The following is a 15,143-nucleotide window of genomic DNA, read 5'->3' on the forward strand; positions in this document are numbered from 1 at the left end:
CTGACCGGACCGCTGCCCGCTCCCGAACGGGCGCTTTCACGTTTTGTGGAAACATGAAAATGCTCCAGGCTTTTGTCTAGCCGCCCATTCTTATCCAAAAAGGCGGCAGCTTTCCGGGAACGGGCTCCACAGGACAATCGAGACAGGGTTTCATGCTGGTCCAGCTCGCGATCCGAGACATCGTCCTGATCGACCGGCTCGAACTCGAATTCGGCGCCGGCCTGACAGCGCTGACCGGCGAGACAGGCGCCGGCAAGTCGATTCTGCTCGACGCCTTTTCGCTGGCTCTCGGCGGGCGCGGCGATGGCGACCTGGTGCGTTCCGGTCAGAAGCAGGGTCAGGTGACCGCCGTTTTCGATCCCCCCGCCGACCACCCGGCGCGCAAACGGGCGCTTGAACAGGGCCTCGCCGTCGAAGGCGACCTGATTTTGCGCCGGGTGCAGATGGCCGATGGGCGCAGCCGCGCCTTCGTCAACGACCAGCCCGTCGGCATCCAGACGCTCAAAGCCATCGGCCGCGAACTGGTCGAGATTCACGGCCAGCACGACGATCGCGCGCTGGTCGATCCGGCCGTCCATCGCGCGCTGGTTGACGCTTATGGCGGCCATGACGCGCTGGCGGAAAAGACGCGCGAGGCCCATGCCGCGATGCGGCGCGCCGAGAAAGCCCTGCAAGAGGAGCTTCTGGCGGTCGAAGCGGCGCGAAAGGAAGCCGATTACCTCCGCCACGCCCATGAGGAACTCGTCAGACTTAACCCGCAAACGGGCGAGGAGGCGAGGCTGGCCGACGAGCGCGCGGGGATGATGCAGGCGGAAAAGGTGTTGGGCGATCTGCGCGACGCCCATGAGAGCGTCGCCGGCGACGGCTCGCCTTTGTCCACGCTTTCGGCGGCGATGCGCCGGCTGGAGCGGCGGGCGTCGCAGGCTCCCGCCCTGATCGAGCCCTCGCTCAAGGCCCTCGACGCGGCGCTGACGGCGCTCGACGGGGCGCAGCAAACGCTCGATCAGGCCTTGCGCGACGCGCAATTCGATCCGCGCGCGCTGGAGCGGGCGGAGGAACGGCTGTTCGCTTTGCGCGCGGCGGCGCGCAAATATGCCGCTTCCGTGGATAATCTCCCGGCGCTGGCGGAAAAATTCGCCGCCGACCTCGCTGCGCTCGACGCCGGCGAGAAGCGGCTGATCGCTTTTTCACGCGAGAGCGAAACGGCGGGAGAATATTTCCGCGCCTGCGCCGGGGCATTGAGCGTGGCGCGACAAGTGGCGGCGAATACGCTCGACGCCTCGGTCAAGGCGGAATTGCCGCCGTTGAAACTGGGGCAGGCGGAATTTTTCACGGAGATCGTAACCGACGAGACGCAGGCAGGTCCCGACGGGGCGGATCGCGTCGAATTCTGGGTCCAGACCAATCCCGGCGCGCGGCCGGGCCCCTTGATGAAAGTGGCGTCGGGCGGCGAATTGTCGCGGTTCATGCTGGCGCTCAAAGTCGTGCTGGCCGATCGCGGCTCGGCGCCGACCCTGGTGTTCGACGAAATCGACGCGGGCGCCGGGGGCGCCGCAGCCGACGCCATCGGGCAGCGGCTGGCGCGCCTTGCCGCGCGTGTTCAGGTCATGTCGGTCACCCATGCGCCGCAGGTGGCCGCGCGGGCGACGACCCATCTGCGCATTTCCAAGGATCTGGCCGACAAGGGCAAGAGGGCCTCGACCCGGGTGGCGCCGCTCGGCGCCGAGCACCGGCGCGAGGAAATCGCGCGAATGCTGGCCGGCGCGACCATCACCGACGAGGCCCGCGCGGCGGCGGCGAGCCTTATGAAAAGCGACGGCTGACGCCCTTATTTTCGAATCGCGAAAGCCATTTGCAAATTGCGACGATGCATGCCGATCATATTCATGATATGTTCCGGCAAGTCGGAAAATTTGCAGGTTTTTCCAAAGGTCGATTCCGCCTCGGGACTCCAAAAACCGCCAGGTTGCAATGATGCCAAAGTCCAGTCGAAGCGCAGCGCAAAGCAGGGTATGTTTTTCCTCGTTCGTCGATGACAGGATCGCTCTGCTACGCGTTTGTTGAAGTTTAAGGCTTCGATTGAAGTCTCTCGGGTTGTCCCGGACGAGGCGCAAGTGGCGAACCCGATGAATGCGACGTCTGATGGCGTTCTTTCCCGGCGCTGACGCCCTTCTCCCTTTCGACGGCCCAATTTCGAGCTAATGAAACTGGCGCGCTTCTTGCCATGCGGCGCGCAAGGAGATCACATGAGCGCGACACGACACCTTTTCAAAGACAGCGGCTATCTTGCTTTGCCGGGAGAATTTTACGCCGCCGCGGAGGCGCATCCCGCGCCGGCGCCTCGATGGATTGTGTTCAATCAGGCGCTGGCCGAAGAACTTGGCCTGCCGCCTGACGCAGCCACGCCGGATTTGCTGCGCCAGCTTGCGGGCGGCGCGCCGCCGGAAGGCCGGAAAAACCTCGCCCTCGCCTATGCCGGCCACCAGTTCGGCCAGTGGAACCCGCGCATGGGCGACGGCCGCGCCGTGCTGATCGGTGAAATCGAGGCGCCGGACGGCAAGTTCCACGACGTCCATCTCAAAGGCTCCGGCCCGACCGTGTTCGCGCGGCGCGGCGACGGCCGCGCGACGCTCCCGGCGATGCTGCGCGAATATATCGTCAGCGAGGCCATGGCCGGGCTCGATATTTCCTCCACCCGCTCGCTCGCCGTGGTCGCCACCGGCGCGCAGGTGTTCCGCGACGCGCCGCACCACGGCGCGGTTCTGACGCGCATCGCCCGCAGCCATGTCCGCGTCGGCACCTTCCAATATGCCGCCCAGGGGGATGCGGGCCAGCAGCAGGGTCCCTTGCTGACCCGCGCGCTGGCCGACCATTGCATCGCCCGCGATTACCCCGAGATCGCCGGGACGCCCGAGCCTTACGCGGCGTTTTTCGCCGCTGTGGTCGAGCGGCAGGCGCGGTTGATCGCGCAATGGATGCTGGCCGGTTTCATCCATGGCGTGATGAATACCGATAATATGGCGATTTCCGGCGAAACCATCGATTTCGGCCCCTGCGCCTTCATGGATGCGTTCAACAGCCGGCAGGTGTTTTCCTCCATCGACTCGGCGGGCCGCTACGCATACAGCCGCCAACCTTCGGTGGCGATGTGGAATCTCGCCCGCCTCGCGGAAGCCCTGCTGCCGCTGCTCGGCAACGACGAGGCCAGCGCGCTTCGTCTCGCGCAGGAAAAGCTCGAAGGGTTCAGGTCGGTTTATGCGGCGGCTTTTGCCGAGGGCATGGAGCGCAAGCTCGGCCTGACCCCGGGCGACGCGCGTAACGCCGAATTCATCGAGCGCCTGTGGCCGACGATGGAGCATGGCAGGGCGGATTTCACCTTGTTCTTCCGCCGCCTGACGCAGATCGCCGCCGGCGCCGACGAGGCCGGGTTTCTGGCGCTTTTCGCCGGCGGAGAGCCGCAGGCGCATGGGCAGGAAGCGGCCTTTCTCGCGCAATGGCGGGAGCTTACGGCGGACCGCGATCCAGCGCTGCGCCTTGCCGACATGCAGGCGAGCAACCCGATCGTCATAGCGCGCAATCATCGCGTCGAACAAGCGCTGGAGCGCGCGGCGGAAGGCGATCTGGGTCTTCTGGAGCGGCTCAGCGCCGCGTTGAAAAACCCCTTCGCCGAACCGGCGCCGGGGCCGGAGGATCTCGAGGCCCCACCGAAACCCGACGAGCGGGTGACCGAAACTTTCTGCGGGACCTGACCCTCGCCATCGCAGGACGGCGCCCTTTCGACCGTCCTGCTTAACGCTTCCTTCACCCGAGCGGCCGCAAAATGGCGTTCAGTCATTCGGCAGCGGCGTGCGCCGCGTCTTTCCGCGAGCGGGCGCCGTGAAGTTTTCGCAATTCGAACATCGATTCCTGCCGCATATCCTGCTGCCGCTGCTTGGCGGTCTGTTCGTGCTGGCGGCGCTGCAAACGGCGGCGCGGTCGCAGCCGAACCCGGCCGCCGCTCCCGGAGCCCAAAACTTTGTCGTCAGCGCCGCGGACGGCTATGGCGTCAATGATTGTATCAAGAGCGGCGACGACTGCGCTAAAATCGTCGCCGACGCCTGGTGCGAGGCCCATGGCCATGGTTCCGCGCGGGCTTTCGGCCCGGCCTCCGACGTTACCGCCTCAATCGACAAGGTTTCCGCGAGGACTGCGCCAAAACGCGCGATCCGGGACGACGACGTGTTCATTTCCTGCGGCGAGTAAGCGCTGAAGGCTTTGAGCGTCGCTCAGCCCGAGACGAAATCCGCGCATCGGGGCGCCTCGGACGCGCCCCAGGGCATGATCGGCACGGTCGAGGTCGAGCTTTGCGGCGACCCATCGATCAGCTTGTCGGAATAGACCATATAGACCAGCACATTGCGCTTGGCGTCGCAGCCGCGCACGATCTGCATGCGCTTGAAGAACACCGAGCGGCTCTCGCGAAAAACCACGTCGCCCTGGCCGAATTTGCCCTTGATCTGGATCGGGCCATATTGCCGGCAGGCCAGCGAGACGTCGGAAGTCTGCTCGGCGAGGCCGAGCGCGCCGGCCACGCCGCCCTTTTCCGATATCGTGTAATAGCAGGCGACGCCGCTCACCAACGGGTCGTCAATGCCGTAGGTCGCCAGCTTGTCGTTGGGCGTCAGCAATTTGAACGTCGTCGATTTGCGGAAGATCAGGTCGGGATCGTCGGCGGCCTTCGCCGGGGCGCTGAACGAGAAAATGATCGAGGCGCCGAGCGCGAAAGAGGCAATGGCGCAAGACAGGTTTTGCTTGATTAAGGGCTTCATGGGTGGCCGCTCCTTGACGACGCGCATATATGACTTTCGGCCGAGAAATAAAACCCCGGCTTGGCAATAACCAAATCCGGGACCCATGGATGACCAAACTTCCCAGCCTGTTCATTTCGCATGGCGCGCCCAATCTCGTGCTTTACGAGAGCCCGACCCGCGATTTTCTGAGCGCATTGGGCGGGCTCCTGCCTCGGCCCAGGGCCATATTGATCATGAGCGCGCATTTCGAGACGCCGGCGCCGACGTTCGAAGCCGGCGAGCGGCCGGGCATGATCTACGATTTCGGCGGTTTCGAGCCCGAGCTTTACCGAATGACCTATCCGGCCCCCGGCGCCCGGGAGGTCGCGTTACGCGCAATGGAACTGGCGCAAAAGGCTGGCCTTGCGCCGCAAAACGCGACGGGACGCGGCTATGATCACGGAACCTGGATTCCGCTGATGCTGCTTTATCCGAACGCAGACATTCCGGTCGCGACGCTTTCCGTGCAGCCGCAACTTGGCGGCGCCCATCATCTGGCGCTCGGACGCGCGCTCGAGCCCTTGCGCGAGGAGGGCGTGCTGATCATCGGTTCGGGCGGCGCGACCCATAATCTGCGCGCTTTTTTCGGCGGCGACCGCGACACGGCGCCATGGGTGAAAAGCTTCAACGAATGGCTATGCGAGCGCGCCGAGGCCGGCGACGAGCAGGCGATCGCGCATTGGCGGCTCGGCCCCGACGCGCTCAAAAACCACCCGACCCCGGAACATTTCCAGCCCTTCCCCTTCGCCTTCGGCGCCGGCGGGCCGGGGGCGACGGGCAGGCGTCTGTTCCACGATTATGTCGGCCCGATCAGCCTCGACGCCTATGCGTTCGACTAAAATTTATTTCAAGCGAAGTGGAATCCGGTTCGCGTTAAGAAAACGCGTCAGCAAAATAGCTAGAGTTTTGCCGGTCCGATTATTCGGACAGGAAAAGCTCTAGCTCGCCCCAAAGCCGCCCTTATCCTCCGCCAGATTGTTTTTGGCGGTTTCGCCGCTCTGGTGTATAGCCGGGCCTTCCCGACTTAGTTTGCGGCCCGCCGCCGCCTTTGGAGTTTTTTGCCCGATGGAACGTTGGTCGCCCGAAAGCTGGAGATCGAGGCCGATCGTTCAGGTCCCGACCTATGCCGATCAGGCGGCCCTGGCCGATGTCGAGCGCCAGATCGCCGGGTTTCCGCCGCTGGTCTTCGCCGGCGAGGCGCGCAAGCTCAAAAAGACCCTGGCGCAGGTCTGCGCCGGCGAGGCCTTTTTGCTGCAGGGCGGCGATTGCGCCGAAAGCTTCGCCGAACATTCCGCCGACAATATCCGCGATTTCTTCCGCGTCCTGTTGCAGATGGCGGTGGTGATGACGTTTGGCGCCGCCATGCCGGTGGTCAAGGTCGGCCGCATCGCCGGGCAATTCGCCAAGCCGCGCTCGGCCCCGCTGGAGACCATCGACGGCGTCTCCTTGCCGGCCTACCGTGGCGACATCGTCAATGACATCGCCTTCACGCCCGAAGGGCGCGAGCCCGACCCGCGCCGCCAGCTCATGAGCTATCGCCAGTCGGCGGCCACGCTCAATCTGCTGCGCGCCTTCGCCACCGGCGGCTACGCCAATCTCGAAAACACCCATCGCTGGATGCTCGGCTTCGTCAAGGACAGCCCGCAATCGGCGCGCTACCAGCAACTGGCCGACCAGATCACCGAGACCCTCGGTTTCATGCGCGCCATCGGGTTGGACCCCGAGCATCATCATGAATTGCGCCAGACCGACGTCTATACCTCGCATGAGGCGCTGCTGCTCGGCTATGAGCAGGCGCTGACCCGCGTCGATTCGACCAGCGGCGACCATTACGCCACCTCCGGTCACATGCTGTGGATCGGCGACCGCACCCGCCAGCCCGACCACGCCCATGTCGAATTCATGCGCGGCATCAAGAATCCGATCGGTCTCAAATGCGGCCCGACGACGACGACCGACGGCTTGCTGGAGCTGATCGACATTCTCAACCCGGCCAATGAGGCGGGACGCCTGACGCTGATCGGGCGTTTCGGCGCCGACAAGGTCGCCGAGCATCTGCCCGCGCTGATCCGCGCGGTGCGGCGCGAGGGACGCCATGTGGTGTGGTCCTGCGATCCGATGCACGGCAACACCATCAGCGCCGGCGGCTACAAGACTCGGCCCTTCGACAAGGTGATGCAGGAAATCCGCTCGTTTTTCGACGTGCATCGCGCCGAAGGCTCCTATGCCGGCGGCATCCATCTGGAGATGACCGGCAACAATGTCACCGAATGCACCGGCGGCGCCCGCGCCCTGTCGGAAACCGACCTGCGTTCGCGCTACATGACCTATTGCGATCCGCGCCTCAATGCCGAACAGGCCATCGAAATCGCCTTTCTGGTCGCGGAAAAGCTCAAGAAGGACCGGCTGGCCTCGATTGCCGAAGCCGACGCTGCGGAATGATTTTTCCTTAAAGCGCGCGGTTCGCGCGTCGCGCGCAAGCACCGGAGAACAAGAATATTTTGTCGACAAGGCAGGACAGGGGCGGCGAATTTCGGGTATGGCGCTGGCTGGCGCTGGCCTGCGGCCTGCTGCTCGGCGGCCAAGCCCTCGCTCAAAACAACGCCGAATGCGCCCGGCTGAGGGCGGCGCTCGCCGCGCCATCTGGCGGCGACCCGGCCGCCGCCAGTGCGGCGCGGAAAATCCGGGCGGAACTCGATCAATTGGGCGCCTCCGCCCATTCCGCCGGCTGCGACAATCAGCAATTCCTGATTTTCGGCACGGCGCCGCCGTCGCAATGCGCCGGCCTCAAGGCGCGGCTCTCCGGCCTGAGGGCGCAATTCGACTCGCTCTCGGCGCGCGCCTCGGGCGACAGTCCGCAACGGCGGGCGCTGGTCGCACGCGCCAACGTGGCCTGCGGGGCGCCGCGCGAAAAGGGCTTTTTCGAAACCCTGTTCGGCGCTTTGGGCGGCCAGAATGAACCGGTCGAGGAGCCGCAAATGCGCGAAGCGTCCCCCGACACCGTGCCTACCGACGAGGAACTGGGCCGCAAGCGGGGCGGTTCGCAGGCTTTGTGCGTGCGTAGCTGCGACGGCGGCTTTTTTCCGCTGAATTTCTCGGCCAGCAGCGCCAATTCCGATCAATTGCTCGAATTGTGCAAGGCGCTCTGCCCCAATGCGGAAATGCTGCTTTTCACCCGCAATCCCGGGCGCGACATTTCCACCGCCGTCAGCGCCGATGGGTTCTCGACCTATGAATCCCTGCCCAACGCCTTGAAATACGCCAGCAGCTACGATTCCAACTGCGGTTGCAAGCCGCCGAACCAGAGCTGGGTCGAAGCCTATGCCCATGCCGAAGAGCTTCTGGGCGCGATGGGCGGCGCCAAGGCGAGCGACACCGTGATCACCGAACAGCAGTCGCAGGCGATGTCGCAGCCGACGCCCGCCAAACCGGCGCAAAACAAGCCGGCCAGGAACGCGGTCGCCCCCGCCAAGCCGGCGCCGGCCAATAATTTCCCGGTAAAGACCGAGGTGCAAGTGCTCGAAAGCCTGGGACCGGACGGCGCGCCGCGCCAGGTGCGCGTAGTCGGGCCGAAGCTATAGTCAAAATACGGCGTGGTCGCCCCGCTCCGGCGCGCTGCGGCCTTCGATCACCGCCGTGTAGAAATCGAACAACGTCTCGACGCCGGTTGACGGGGTGGCGGCGGCGTCGTAGCGGCCGGTTTCGGGGTTCAGCCAGAGCATGGATTCGGTCGCGTAATAGCGGCCGATGCGCGCGAGTTCCGCCTTTTCCGCAAGGCGCGGCGAGAGCGGGGCGACGAGGCCCAGGGCGCCGATAATGCCGTCGAGCAGCCCAACCGGCGCGCTGCGAAATTTGGGCGGCCGGTCCAGCAACGCGAACAAGAACGCGCCCTGCTCGCGCGGCGTGATCGCCTCTCCCGGTCCGCCGATCGGCAGAATGCGGTTCCAGCGCCGCTCGTCCTCCAGACATTCGGCCAGATAGGTGGCGAGATCGTCATCGCCGATCGGTTTGCAGGAGGTCAGCTCGCCGTCGCCGAACACCAGAAACGGCTTGCCCCGCCGCACCCGCTCGATCTGCCCCGACAGGGACTTGAAAAACGCCGTCGGCCTGACGATCGAATATTTCAGCCCCGAGTCGATCAGCGCCGCTTCGAACGCCAGTTTGGCGTACTGAAAGGCGAGCAAGGGTTTTTGCACGCAGATGGCGGAGAGCAGGACGAAATGGCCGACCCCCGCTTCGCGCGCCGCCGCCAGCAGATTCAGATGCGCCTGATGATCGACCGCCCATGCGTCCTTTGGCGCGCCCGTTCGCGAGGCCATGCAGGACACGACGGCGTCGAAACGCTCCCCGCGAAATCCGTCCCCTCGCAGCGATGCGGGGTCCGAAAAATCGACGATTCGCACCTCCGCCTCGCCATCGCCCTCCCGTGCGAAAGCCCCGCCGCCCTTTGGCGGGCGCGAAAAGCACACCACGTCATGGCCGCGCCGAACCAACGCGCGCAACGTCGCCCGCCCGATCGTGCCGGTGGCGCCGACGAGGCATACGCGCAAGACGGTGCGAGGCGCCGCGTCGGCAGGCTCGGCTTGCGTCAGATCATTTGTCACGAGATCGTAAATCCCCGCCGGTGGGCGCCATGTGTTTTCCAGCCAAGTTAACAGCGGCAGAGGGGCCACCGCAACAAGTCATGGGCGGGCTTTTCATCCGTTCTGCGGGCTGGGCTCCCGTTTGCCCGAATCGGCGCCCAAATTTTTGCAATTCGCATTGTCATTCGATCCGATATTAACGATATCGACATGAGCAAAACGTCCGCGGCGAGGAGATGGCGCATGGCCAGCCAGGTTGAGAGCTTCATCCGCAAAGTCGTCGCCGAGGGCGCCATCAAGGTGGCCGAATTCAACCGCTGGCGTCCGAGGGTCGTGGCGAAGGCCAATCCTTTCCTGATCGGGATTCACGAGCCGCTTGGCGACGAGGCGACGCTCGAAAATCCAGAAGTCACGGGAACGATCCCGCCGGAGCTGGACGGTTGCTACCTGCGCAACGGGCCAAATCCGATTGAAGCCAATCCCGCGACCTATCACTGGTTCCTCGGCGACGGAATGATCCACGGCCTGCGTCTCAAGCACGGCAAGGCGCAATGGTACAAGAACCGCTGGGTTCGCACGTCTTCAGTCAGCAAGGCGCTTGGAGAGCCGCCGGCGCCCGGCACGCGCAACGGTCGCTTCGATACGGTCAACACCAATATTCTGGGCCATGCGGGAAAGATCTGGGCTTTGGTCGAGGCGGGCGGTTTTCCGGTCGAAATCGACGGCGATCTCGAAACGGTCGCGCATAATCCGTTCGCGGGAACCTTGCACGGCGCCTTTACCGCGCATCCGCATGTCGATCCCGACACCGGCGAAATGCACGCGATCTGCTATGACGCGCAAATCCTGGACGCCGTGCGTTATGTCGTCGTCGGGGCGGACGGCCGCGTTCGCCGCGACGAAAAAATTGCCGTCGAGCATGGCCCGTCGATCCACGACTGCGCGATCACCGAAAATTACGTGATCGTGCTCGATCTGCCGGTGACGTTTTCGATGAAGTCGCTGCTCGCCGGACAGGACTTTCCCTATGCCTGGAACCCCAAACACCGCGCGCGCGTCGGCCTTTTGCCGCGAAAACATCCGGGCGAACTCGTCTGGTGCGAGGTCGCGCCCTGCTATGTGTTTCATCCCGCCAACGCCTATGAACGCGCCGACGGCAAGATCGTGTTCGACGCCTGCGTCCACGACACGATGTTCGCGCAGAACGCGCATGGGCCGGTTTCGGCGCGCCTTGCTTTCGAGCGCTGGACGATCGATCCTGTCACGCGCCGTGTGAATCGCGAGGTGATAGACCCCGACGCGCAGGAATTTCCGCGCATCGACCAGCGCCGGACCGGAAAACCCTATCGTTTCGCCTATGCGCTGGCGGTGGAAAACGGCAGCGCCGAAGCGATGCCGCAAACGCGCCTGTTCAAGCACGATCTCGAAACCGGCCGGCGCGAGGTCCATGATTTTGGACCCAACCGGCTGCCGGGCGAGTTCACCTTCGTCCCCCGGAGCGCCGGATCGGCGGAGGACGACGGCTGGCTGATGGGTTTCGTGCTCAATGCGAAAAACGGGACAGCGGATTTTGTCGTTCTGGACGCGCAAAATTTCGCCGGTCCGCCGCAGGCCGAGGTCCATCTTGCCCGCCGCATCCCGCCGGGATTTCATGGCAATTGGGTGGCGTCGGGGACGGGCTGATTGGCTCTCCGATGCCGGGCGGAATCGCTCGCTCGGGAGGTCGAGATAATGCGGATCATCGTCGTCGGAAAACATCCCCCATCTGCGAAAACGGGGTTGCCGTCGTCGAGATAATCTCTTGAATTATAAAGATATTATCCCATATCATCGGGTAATTGCCGAGCGCCAGAAACACCGCTGGAGCCTACCCATGTCGCCTCTGAAAAACATCATTGCCCTCTCATTTTTCCTGGGCTCCGGTTCCATGGCTCTGTCCGATGATCTCGCCGCCTGCGCCCGAAGGGCCGCCGACAACCCGGTCCAGAGTAATATGTGTTATCAGAAAGCGCTTGCCGGCGAAGACGCTCGCCTTAACAAGGCCTATGTCGAACTGAAAAGACAGTTGCCGCCCCGGAAATTTGCTTCCCTCAAAGAGGGCGAACATCGCTGGCTCGTTGAACGCGACTACAAATGCAAAATGGATGCGATCACAATCGATCTTGCCTGCCTTCTTACCGAAACGTCCAAACGCGCAGATGAACTCGAATCACTTTTGCGATTTTGATTCATTAAACGAACGGCGTTTCCGGCGAGCCGAATTCCCAATTAACAAGCGGACATCAACGCCGCGCTTTAACGCGCGCCGCCATTTTTCTTCGGCCCCCTTTTGCCGGGGCGCAGGTCGCGGCCCGTCAGCGCCGCGATCTCGTCGAAAAACCTTTCCCCGCCCAGCGGACGCCCGATCGTTTCGGCCGCGCGAAGCGCCGCCATCTGCGCAGGCTCCGGTTCGGTTTCGATCAATTCCGCAAAACCTCCGGCGCAACGCGAAAGAATCGGCGCCACCGCGACACAGGCGTCATCCTCGCCCGCGAGATGCGCGCGAACGCTCGACCAGCGCCAATCTTCCGCGCGGGCCACCAGCCGCGCGCGCACCGGATTGAGCGCCACATAGCGCGCCGCCGCTATCAAATGCGCCTCATCCATGACGACAGAGCCAAAGCGCGACTGGAACAAATGCCCGGTCACGAGCAACCGCGCATTGATGACGCCGCTATAGCGCCGATGGGTTTCGCCAATGGCGAGGCCAAGCCCCTGCGGCGCCGAAGGCGTGAGGATCATATGCACATGATTGGGCATCAGGCAGTAGGACCAGATTTCAACGCCGGCCTTGCGGCATCGCTCGCTCAGGAGGTCAAGATAAAGCTGGTAATCGTCGTCGGAAAAGAACACGTCCAGCCGCCGATTGCCGCGCTGCGTGACATGGTGCGGCATTCCGGGAACGACGAGGCGGGGAATGCGGGCCATCGAGGGAGGCTCTCTTTGGGAAATATGCAATAGGATGGCGGTATTTTGGGATTTGGTAAAGTGTCGCTGTAATCTATTGTAATCTTTGATCTTTTAATCTAGCCAATAGCGCGGCGCGAGGAATTCGGGGACTGGATTCGAATTCCGCAGTCATGGCTTTTTCAGACAAGTCGCGCGCGATGGGGACAATTCGTTTCCTGTCCCCGAACTCCGGATTTGTTAGCGGCAATGCTGCAATTTGGGGCTTGGGTAACCTGTCAACTTCGGGTCGAAACATTTGGGGATTAAGTAAAGTGTCACCGTAGCTAAAGTGTCACCGTAGCTACCCTTCTTTGAAAGCGTCTCGCTCGCCTGTTTCCTTGATAGAATGGTCGGCGTGGCCAAAGCTGTTGTTAAAACACCAAAATCATCGTACGCCAATTCCTGCCCGCGCCAGGCGATATAAACACCTGTCACATTGGCGTTACAGTATCTAGAATCTTCTCTGCATCGTTGTTCCACAAAACTTTTGCTATAAGAAAGCAAAACTCTCATGCTATGGACGTTACGATTGTCAACGTCCGCATTGTTTCTCCATCCATGTATAAAAACAAAAATTAAGTTTTGTTTGCTTTTTTCGACGTGTTCGAATAAGGCAGCTTTTTGAAGGTTATGAGGGTCAATAAGGTTTCCCTGTTCGTCGAATTCAACAAAGGAAAGCGTAAAGGTGCTCAGTTGCGAATTCTTTTTTTTCGGGTGCGATCCGCTCGACTGATTTTCGATGGCCCCGGATCTGATCGTCGCGTGCGATTGGATCATGCAACGCCACGGTTCGATCTTATCGGATTTGGCGTGAATGGCGCTTTCGACATTGTTTTGATCAGCCAGCGCTGTTGGGTTATCTTGAAGATATTTACAGGCAGGCGAATCGGCAGTTTCTGTTCTATATTGTTGGACCTTCGTGCAAGAAACGAGAAAAAGGTACAAATATGACAGAAGAAACAGACGCAGAAATCTAATCATGCTCGACCTCTTCATCAACACGCCCGGCCTATTCATCAACTCCTAAATACGATCCACGATCAATAGAATTTAGAACTCAAAAAATCGAAAGAAGTGGCACCCTGGATTCATAGCTATAAAAATCTAGGAAAACAGGACCCTCAACTCAATTTCCTCCTGCCGCGTCAACGACTATTGTCTTTCCTTTTTTTGTTGCGGTTGGCGTCGCTTGGTTTACCAAATTTGTCACCTGCGCCTCTATTGTTGGAGGTAGACAAAGGTCGAGGTAGCCCTGAATTTGATGATACGCTGCCGTTGGAGTTTGTATATTTAACGTTTCGGATTGCTGCCTGTATGTTGCTTGAAGACTATTTACGAGACCTTTTGTCGTGGCGGGAGGAAGTGCATAAAGGTAGGTTCCCGCGAGAATGTCGGTTGCAGACGCCGCAAAACCGAACGCAGCGGCGACGACGGATAAGCTCAAAGCGGATGCATGGGTCGCCCCAAGAATTGCTGCCGTCGTTGCTCCTGTTTGCGCCAGACCAGATTTGAGCTGAGAACGTCCGCGATCAAGGAAAAACAAATTGTCAAAGTATGCGGCGCACTGATCATCAATATAATTAAATCCAGCCTCTGTTATTAAGTTATAATCCCATGTTTTCGCATCGCGAGGGTACGTATCTCGAGCTAAGGCATCAATAATATAGTTTATACGTGTAGTCGAGTTTTCGACCGATGCGTAGCTAATTTGAGGATCTAAGCCTTTTCGCGCGTCAATGACATTGCAGCCAGCCAAGCTGCCGATAAAAACACTAAACATGCAGGTCGTGCAAAATTTTGTTATTTTCATGGTTAAGCCCCACCAGAGCGCGAAGAATGATTAATGAAGCCATAAAATTGAACGCTTTGAAATAGCGCTAAGAGTCTTTTTGTTCGATGTTGCATTGTTAACACAGATTGTGACCGAAAGGCAGAATTGAGTTACGTAGTTACGGTAGTTACGTAGTTACGTAGTTACGGTGACACTTTACCAAATCCCTGAATCAAAACCTATCAGGAAGGCGATTGGTCGAGTATCCCGGCATTATCCCAACGGCCTCCTGCTCTGACTCGATAGGGGATTCCAAATTTTTTCGTGATCTGATTGTCTGGCGCGGGGAGGATTCGCGGCATGCCAGCGACGGTTACGATCAGGACGGATTATTAGGCTTAGGAGATTCGGCGTCTCGCGTCCGGTTGGAAGGACGCCAACCAAAGCCGCCGGCTTTTGTCCTTGGCTGCGGTTTTGGACGGGATGAGCCGGGCGGACGCCGCGCGCATTGGCGGCATGGATCGTCAGACGCTGCGCGACTGGGTTCATCGTTTCAACGCCCAAGGCCCGGACGCTTTACTGGCATTACTGTAACATTTTACCAAATCCGCAATTTAAACCGATCAAGACGATGATTTATAGAGCATCTCCGCGCTACCCCCGCCGCTCGCCAAAATGCCGCCAAGGGGCGCTCCCGTTCCGGAATTGCGGGGACAGGAAACGAATTGCGCTCCTGTCTCCCGTGCCCCGTTTTCAACCGCCGTGATGGCGCAATTCGAATCCAGTCCCCGAATTCCTGCGTTTCTTCAATCGTCGAGATCGAACGCCCCTCGATCCACGCCGCCGCCGACCAGTATCGCGCGTTTGCCGGCGTGGTTGGCGGCGCCGACGACGCCTTCCTTCTCCATGCGCTCGACCAGTGACGCCGCCTTGTTGTAGCCGACTGAAAGACGCCGCTGGACATAGGACGTC

The 15,143-nt window shown here is 61.3% G+C and carries 14 protein-coding genes and 1 pseudogene; 9 read left to right on the top strand and 6 right to left on the bottom strand.

The window, feature by feature from the left end:
• The first annotated feature begins 152 nt into the window (after positions 1-152).
• The 3 genes from recN (at position 153) to QZY01_RS08220 (ending at position 4,242) form a co-directional block, all read left to right on the top strand.
• On the top strand, positions 153-1,823 hold the full coding sequence (recN, locus tag QZY01_RS08210; protein ID WP_294535715.1) for a DNA repair protein RecN: 1,671 nt from the start codon (positions 153-155) through the stop codon (positions 1,821-1,823).
• A gap of 423 nt (positions 1,824-2,246) precedes the next feature.
• Positions 2,247-3,749 (top strand): YdiU family protein, encoded by a 1,503-nt coding sequence (locus QZY01_RS08215; protein ID WP_294535717.1) that lies wholly within the window; start codon positions 2,247-2,249, stop codon positions 3,747-3,749.
• A 127-nt stretch (positions 3,750-3,876) separates the two neighbouring features.
• Complete coding sequence (locus tag QZY01_RS08220) at positions 3,877-4,242, top strand: hypothetical protein (protein WP_294535720.1); 366 nt, start codon at positions 3,877-3,879, stop codon at positions 4,240-4,242.
• Positions 4,243-4,265: 23 nt separating this feature from the next.
• On the opposite strand, the gene QZY01_RS08225 is transcribed toward QZY01_RS08220, so the two are convergent.
• Positions 4,266-4,808: a CreA family protein gene (locus QZY01_RS08225; protein WP_294535723.1), complete on the bottom strand. Its 543-nt coding sequence runs from the start codon at positions 4,806-4,808 to the stop codon at positions 4,266-4,268.
• 89 nt (positions 4,809-4,897) lie between these two features.
• On the opposite strand from QZY01_RS08225, the gene QZY01_RS08230 reads away from it, so the two are divergent.
• From QZY01_RS08230 to QZY01_RS08240, 3 genes are all read left to right on the top strand, one after another.
• Entirely contained in the window at positions 4,898-5,668 is a 771-nt protein-coding gene (locus QZY01_RS08230; protein ID WP_294535725.1) for a class III extradiol ring-cleavage dioxygenase, read from the top strand.
• Between the two features lie 226 nt (positions 5,669-5,894).
• Positions 5,895-7,271 carry a 3-deoxy-7-phosphoheptulonate synthase class II gene (locus QZY01_RS08235; protein ID WP_294535728.1) on the top strand — a complete coding sequence of 459 codons (1,377 nt, stop codon included), beginning with the start codon at positions 5,895-5,897 and terminating at the stop codon, positions 7,269-7,271.
• Positions 7,272-7,330: 59 nt separating this feature from the next.
• Entirely contained in the window at positions 7,331-8,410 is a 1,080-nt protein-coding gene (locus QZY01_RS08240) for a DUF2865 domain-containing protein (RefSeq protein ID WP_294535730.1), read from the top strand.
• On the opposite strand, the gene QZY01_RS08245 is transcribed toward QZY01_RS08240, so the two are convergent.
• On the bottom strand, positions 8,411-9,421 hold the full coding sequence (locus QZY01_RS08245; protein ID WP_294535748.1) for an NAD(P)H-binding protein: 1,011 nt from the start codon (positions 9,419-9,421) through the stop codon (positions 8,411-8,413). It abuts the gene before it with no gap.
• A gap of 234 nt (positions 9,422-9,655) precedes the next feature.
• Between QZY01_RS08245 and QZY01_RS08250 the strand changes: the two genes are divergently transcribed.
• Both QZY01_RS08250 and QZY01_RS08255 read left to right on the top strand, forming a co-directional pair.
• On the top strand, positions 9,656-11,095 hold the full coding sequence (locus tag QZY01_RS08250) for a carotenoid oxygenase family protein (RefSeq protein ID WP_294535732.1): 1,440 nt from the start codon (positions 9,656-9,658) through the stop codon (positions 11,093-11,095).
• A gap of 190 nt (positions 11,096-11,285) precedes the next feature.
• Positions 11,286-11,639, top strand: a complete 354-nt coding sequence (locus QZY01_RS08255; RefSeq protein ID WP_294535736.1) for a lysozyme inhibitor LprI family protein — start codon at positions 11,286-11,288, stop codon at positions 11,637-11,639.
• 68 nt (positions 11,640-11,707) lie between these two features.
• On the opposite strand, the gene QZY01_RS08260 is transcribed toward QZY01_RS08255, so the two are convergent.
• The 3 genes from QZY01_RS08260 to QZY01_RS08270 all read right to left on the bottom strand — a co-directional run bounded on the left by QZY01_RS08260 (position 11,708) and on the right by QZY01_RS08270 (position 14,210).
• A complete protein-coding gene (locus tag QZY01_RS08260; RefSeq protein WP_294535739.1) occupies positions 11,708-12,379 on the bottom strand; it encodes a transposase in 672 nt (223 codons plus the stop codon).
• A 219-nt stretch (positions 12,380-12,598) separates the two neighbouring features.
• Positions 12,599-13,381: a hypothetical protein gene (locus tag QZY01_RS08265; protein ID WP_294535741.1), complete on the bottom strand. Its 783-nt coding sequence runs from the start codon at positions 13,379-13,381 to the stop codon at positions 12,599-12,601.
• Between the two features lie 145 nt (positions 13,382-13,526).
• On the bottom strand, positions 13,527-14,210 hold the full coding sequence (locus QZY01_RS08270; RefSeq protein WP_294535744.1) for a hypothetical protein: 684 nt from the start codon (positions 14,208-14,210) through the stop codon (positions 13,527-13,529).
• 366 nt (positions 14,211-14,576) lie between these two features.
• On the opposite strand from QZY01_RS08270, the pseudogene QZY01_RS08275 reads away from it, so the two are divergent.
• Positions 14,577-14,750 (top strand): annotated as a pseudogene (locus QZY01_RS08275) (helix-turn-helix domain-containing protein); the annotation flags it as partial.
• 227 nt (positions 14,751-14,977) lie between these two features.
• Here QZY01_RS08275 and QZY01_RS08280 read toward each other — a convergent pair.
• Positions 14,978-15,143, bottom strand: a 166-nt coding sequence (locus QZY01_RS08280) for a DNA translocase FtsK (RefSeq protein WP_294535648.1), incomplete at its 5' end; no start/stop codon positions are given.

Source organism: uncultured Rhodoblastus sp. (genome assembly GCF_903903185.1).
In the GTDB taxonomy this organism is placed as follows: Bacteria; Pseudomonadota; Alphaproteobacteria; order Rhizobiales; family Beijerinckiaceae; genus Rhodoblastus.

Coding starts and splice junctions, on each gene's coding strand:
- recN (WP_294535715.1), top strand. CDS start 153: ATGCTGGTCCAGCTCGCGATCCGAGACATCGTCCTGATCGACCGGCTC.
- QZY01_RS08215 (WP_294535717.1), top strand. CDS start 2,247: ATGAGCGCGACACGACACCTTTTCAAAGACAGCGGCTATCTTGCTTTG.
- QZY01_RS08225 (WP_294535723.1), bottom strand. CDS start 4,808: ATGAAGCCCTTAATCAAGCAAAACCTGTCTTGCGCCATTGCCTCTTTC.
- QZY01_RS08230 (WP_294535725.1), top strand. CDS start 4,898: ATGACCAAACTTCCCAGCCTGTTCATTTCGCATGGCGCGCCCAATCTC.
- QZY01_RS08235 (WP_294535728.1), top strand. CDS start 5,895: ATGGAACGTTGGTCGCCCGAAAGCTGGAGATCGAGGCCGATCGTTCAG.
- QZY01_RS08250 (WP_294535732.1), top strand. CDS start 9,656: ATGGCCAGCCAGGTTGAGAGCTTCATCCGCAAAGTCGTCGCCGAGGGC.
- QZY01_RS08255 (WP_294535736.1), top strand. CDS start 11,286: ATGTCGCCTCTGAAAAACATCATTGCCCTCTCATTTTTCCTGGGCTCC.
- QZY01_RS08260 (WP_294535739.1), bottom strand. CDS start 12,379: ATGGCCCGCATTCCCCGCCTCGTCGTTCCCGGAATGCCGCACCATGTC.
- QZY01_RS08265 (WP_294535741.1), bottom strand. CDS start 13,381: ATGATTAGATTTCTGCGTCTGTTTCTTCTGTCATATTTGTACCTTTTT.
- QZY01_RS08270 (WP_294535744.1), bottom strand. CDS start 14,210: ATGAAAATAACAAAATTTTGCACGACCTGCATGTTTAGTGTTTTTATC.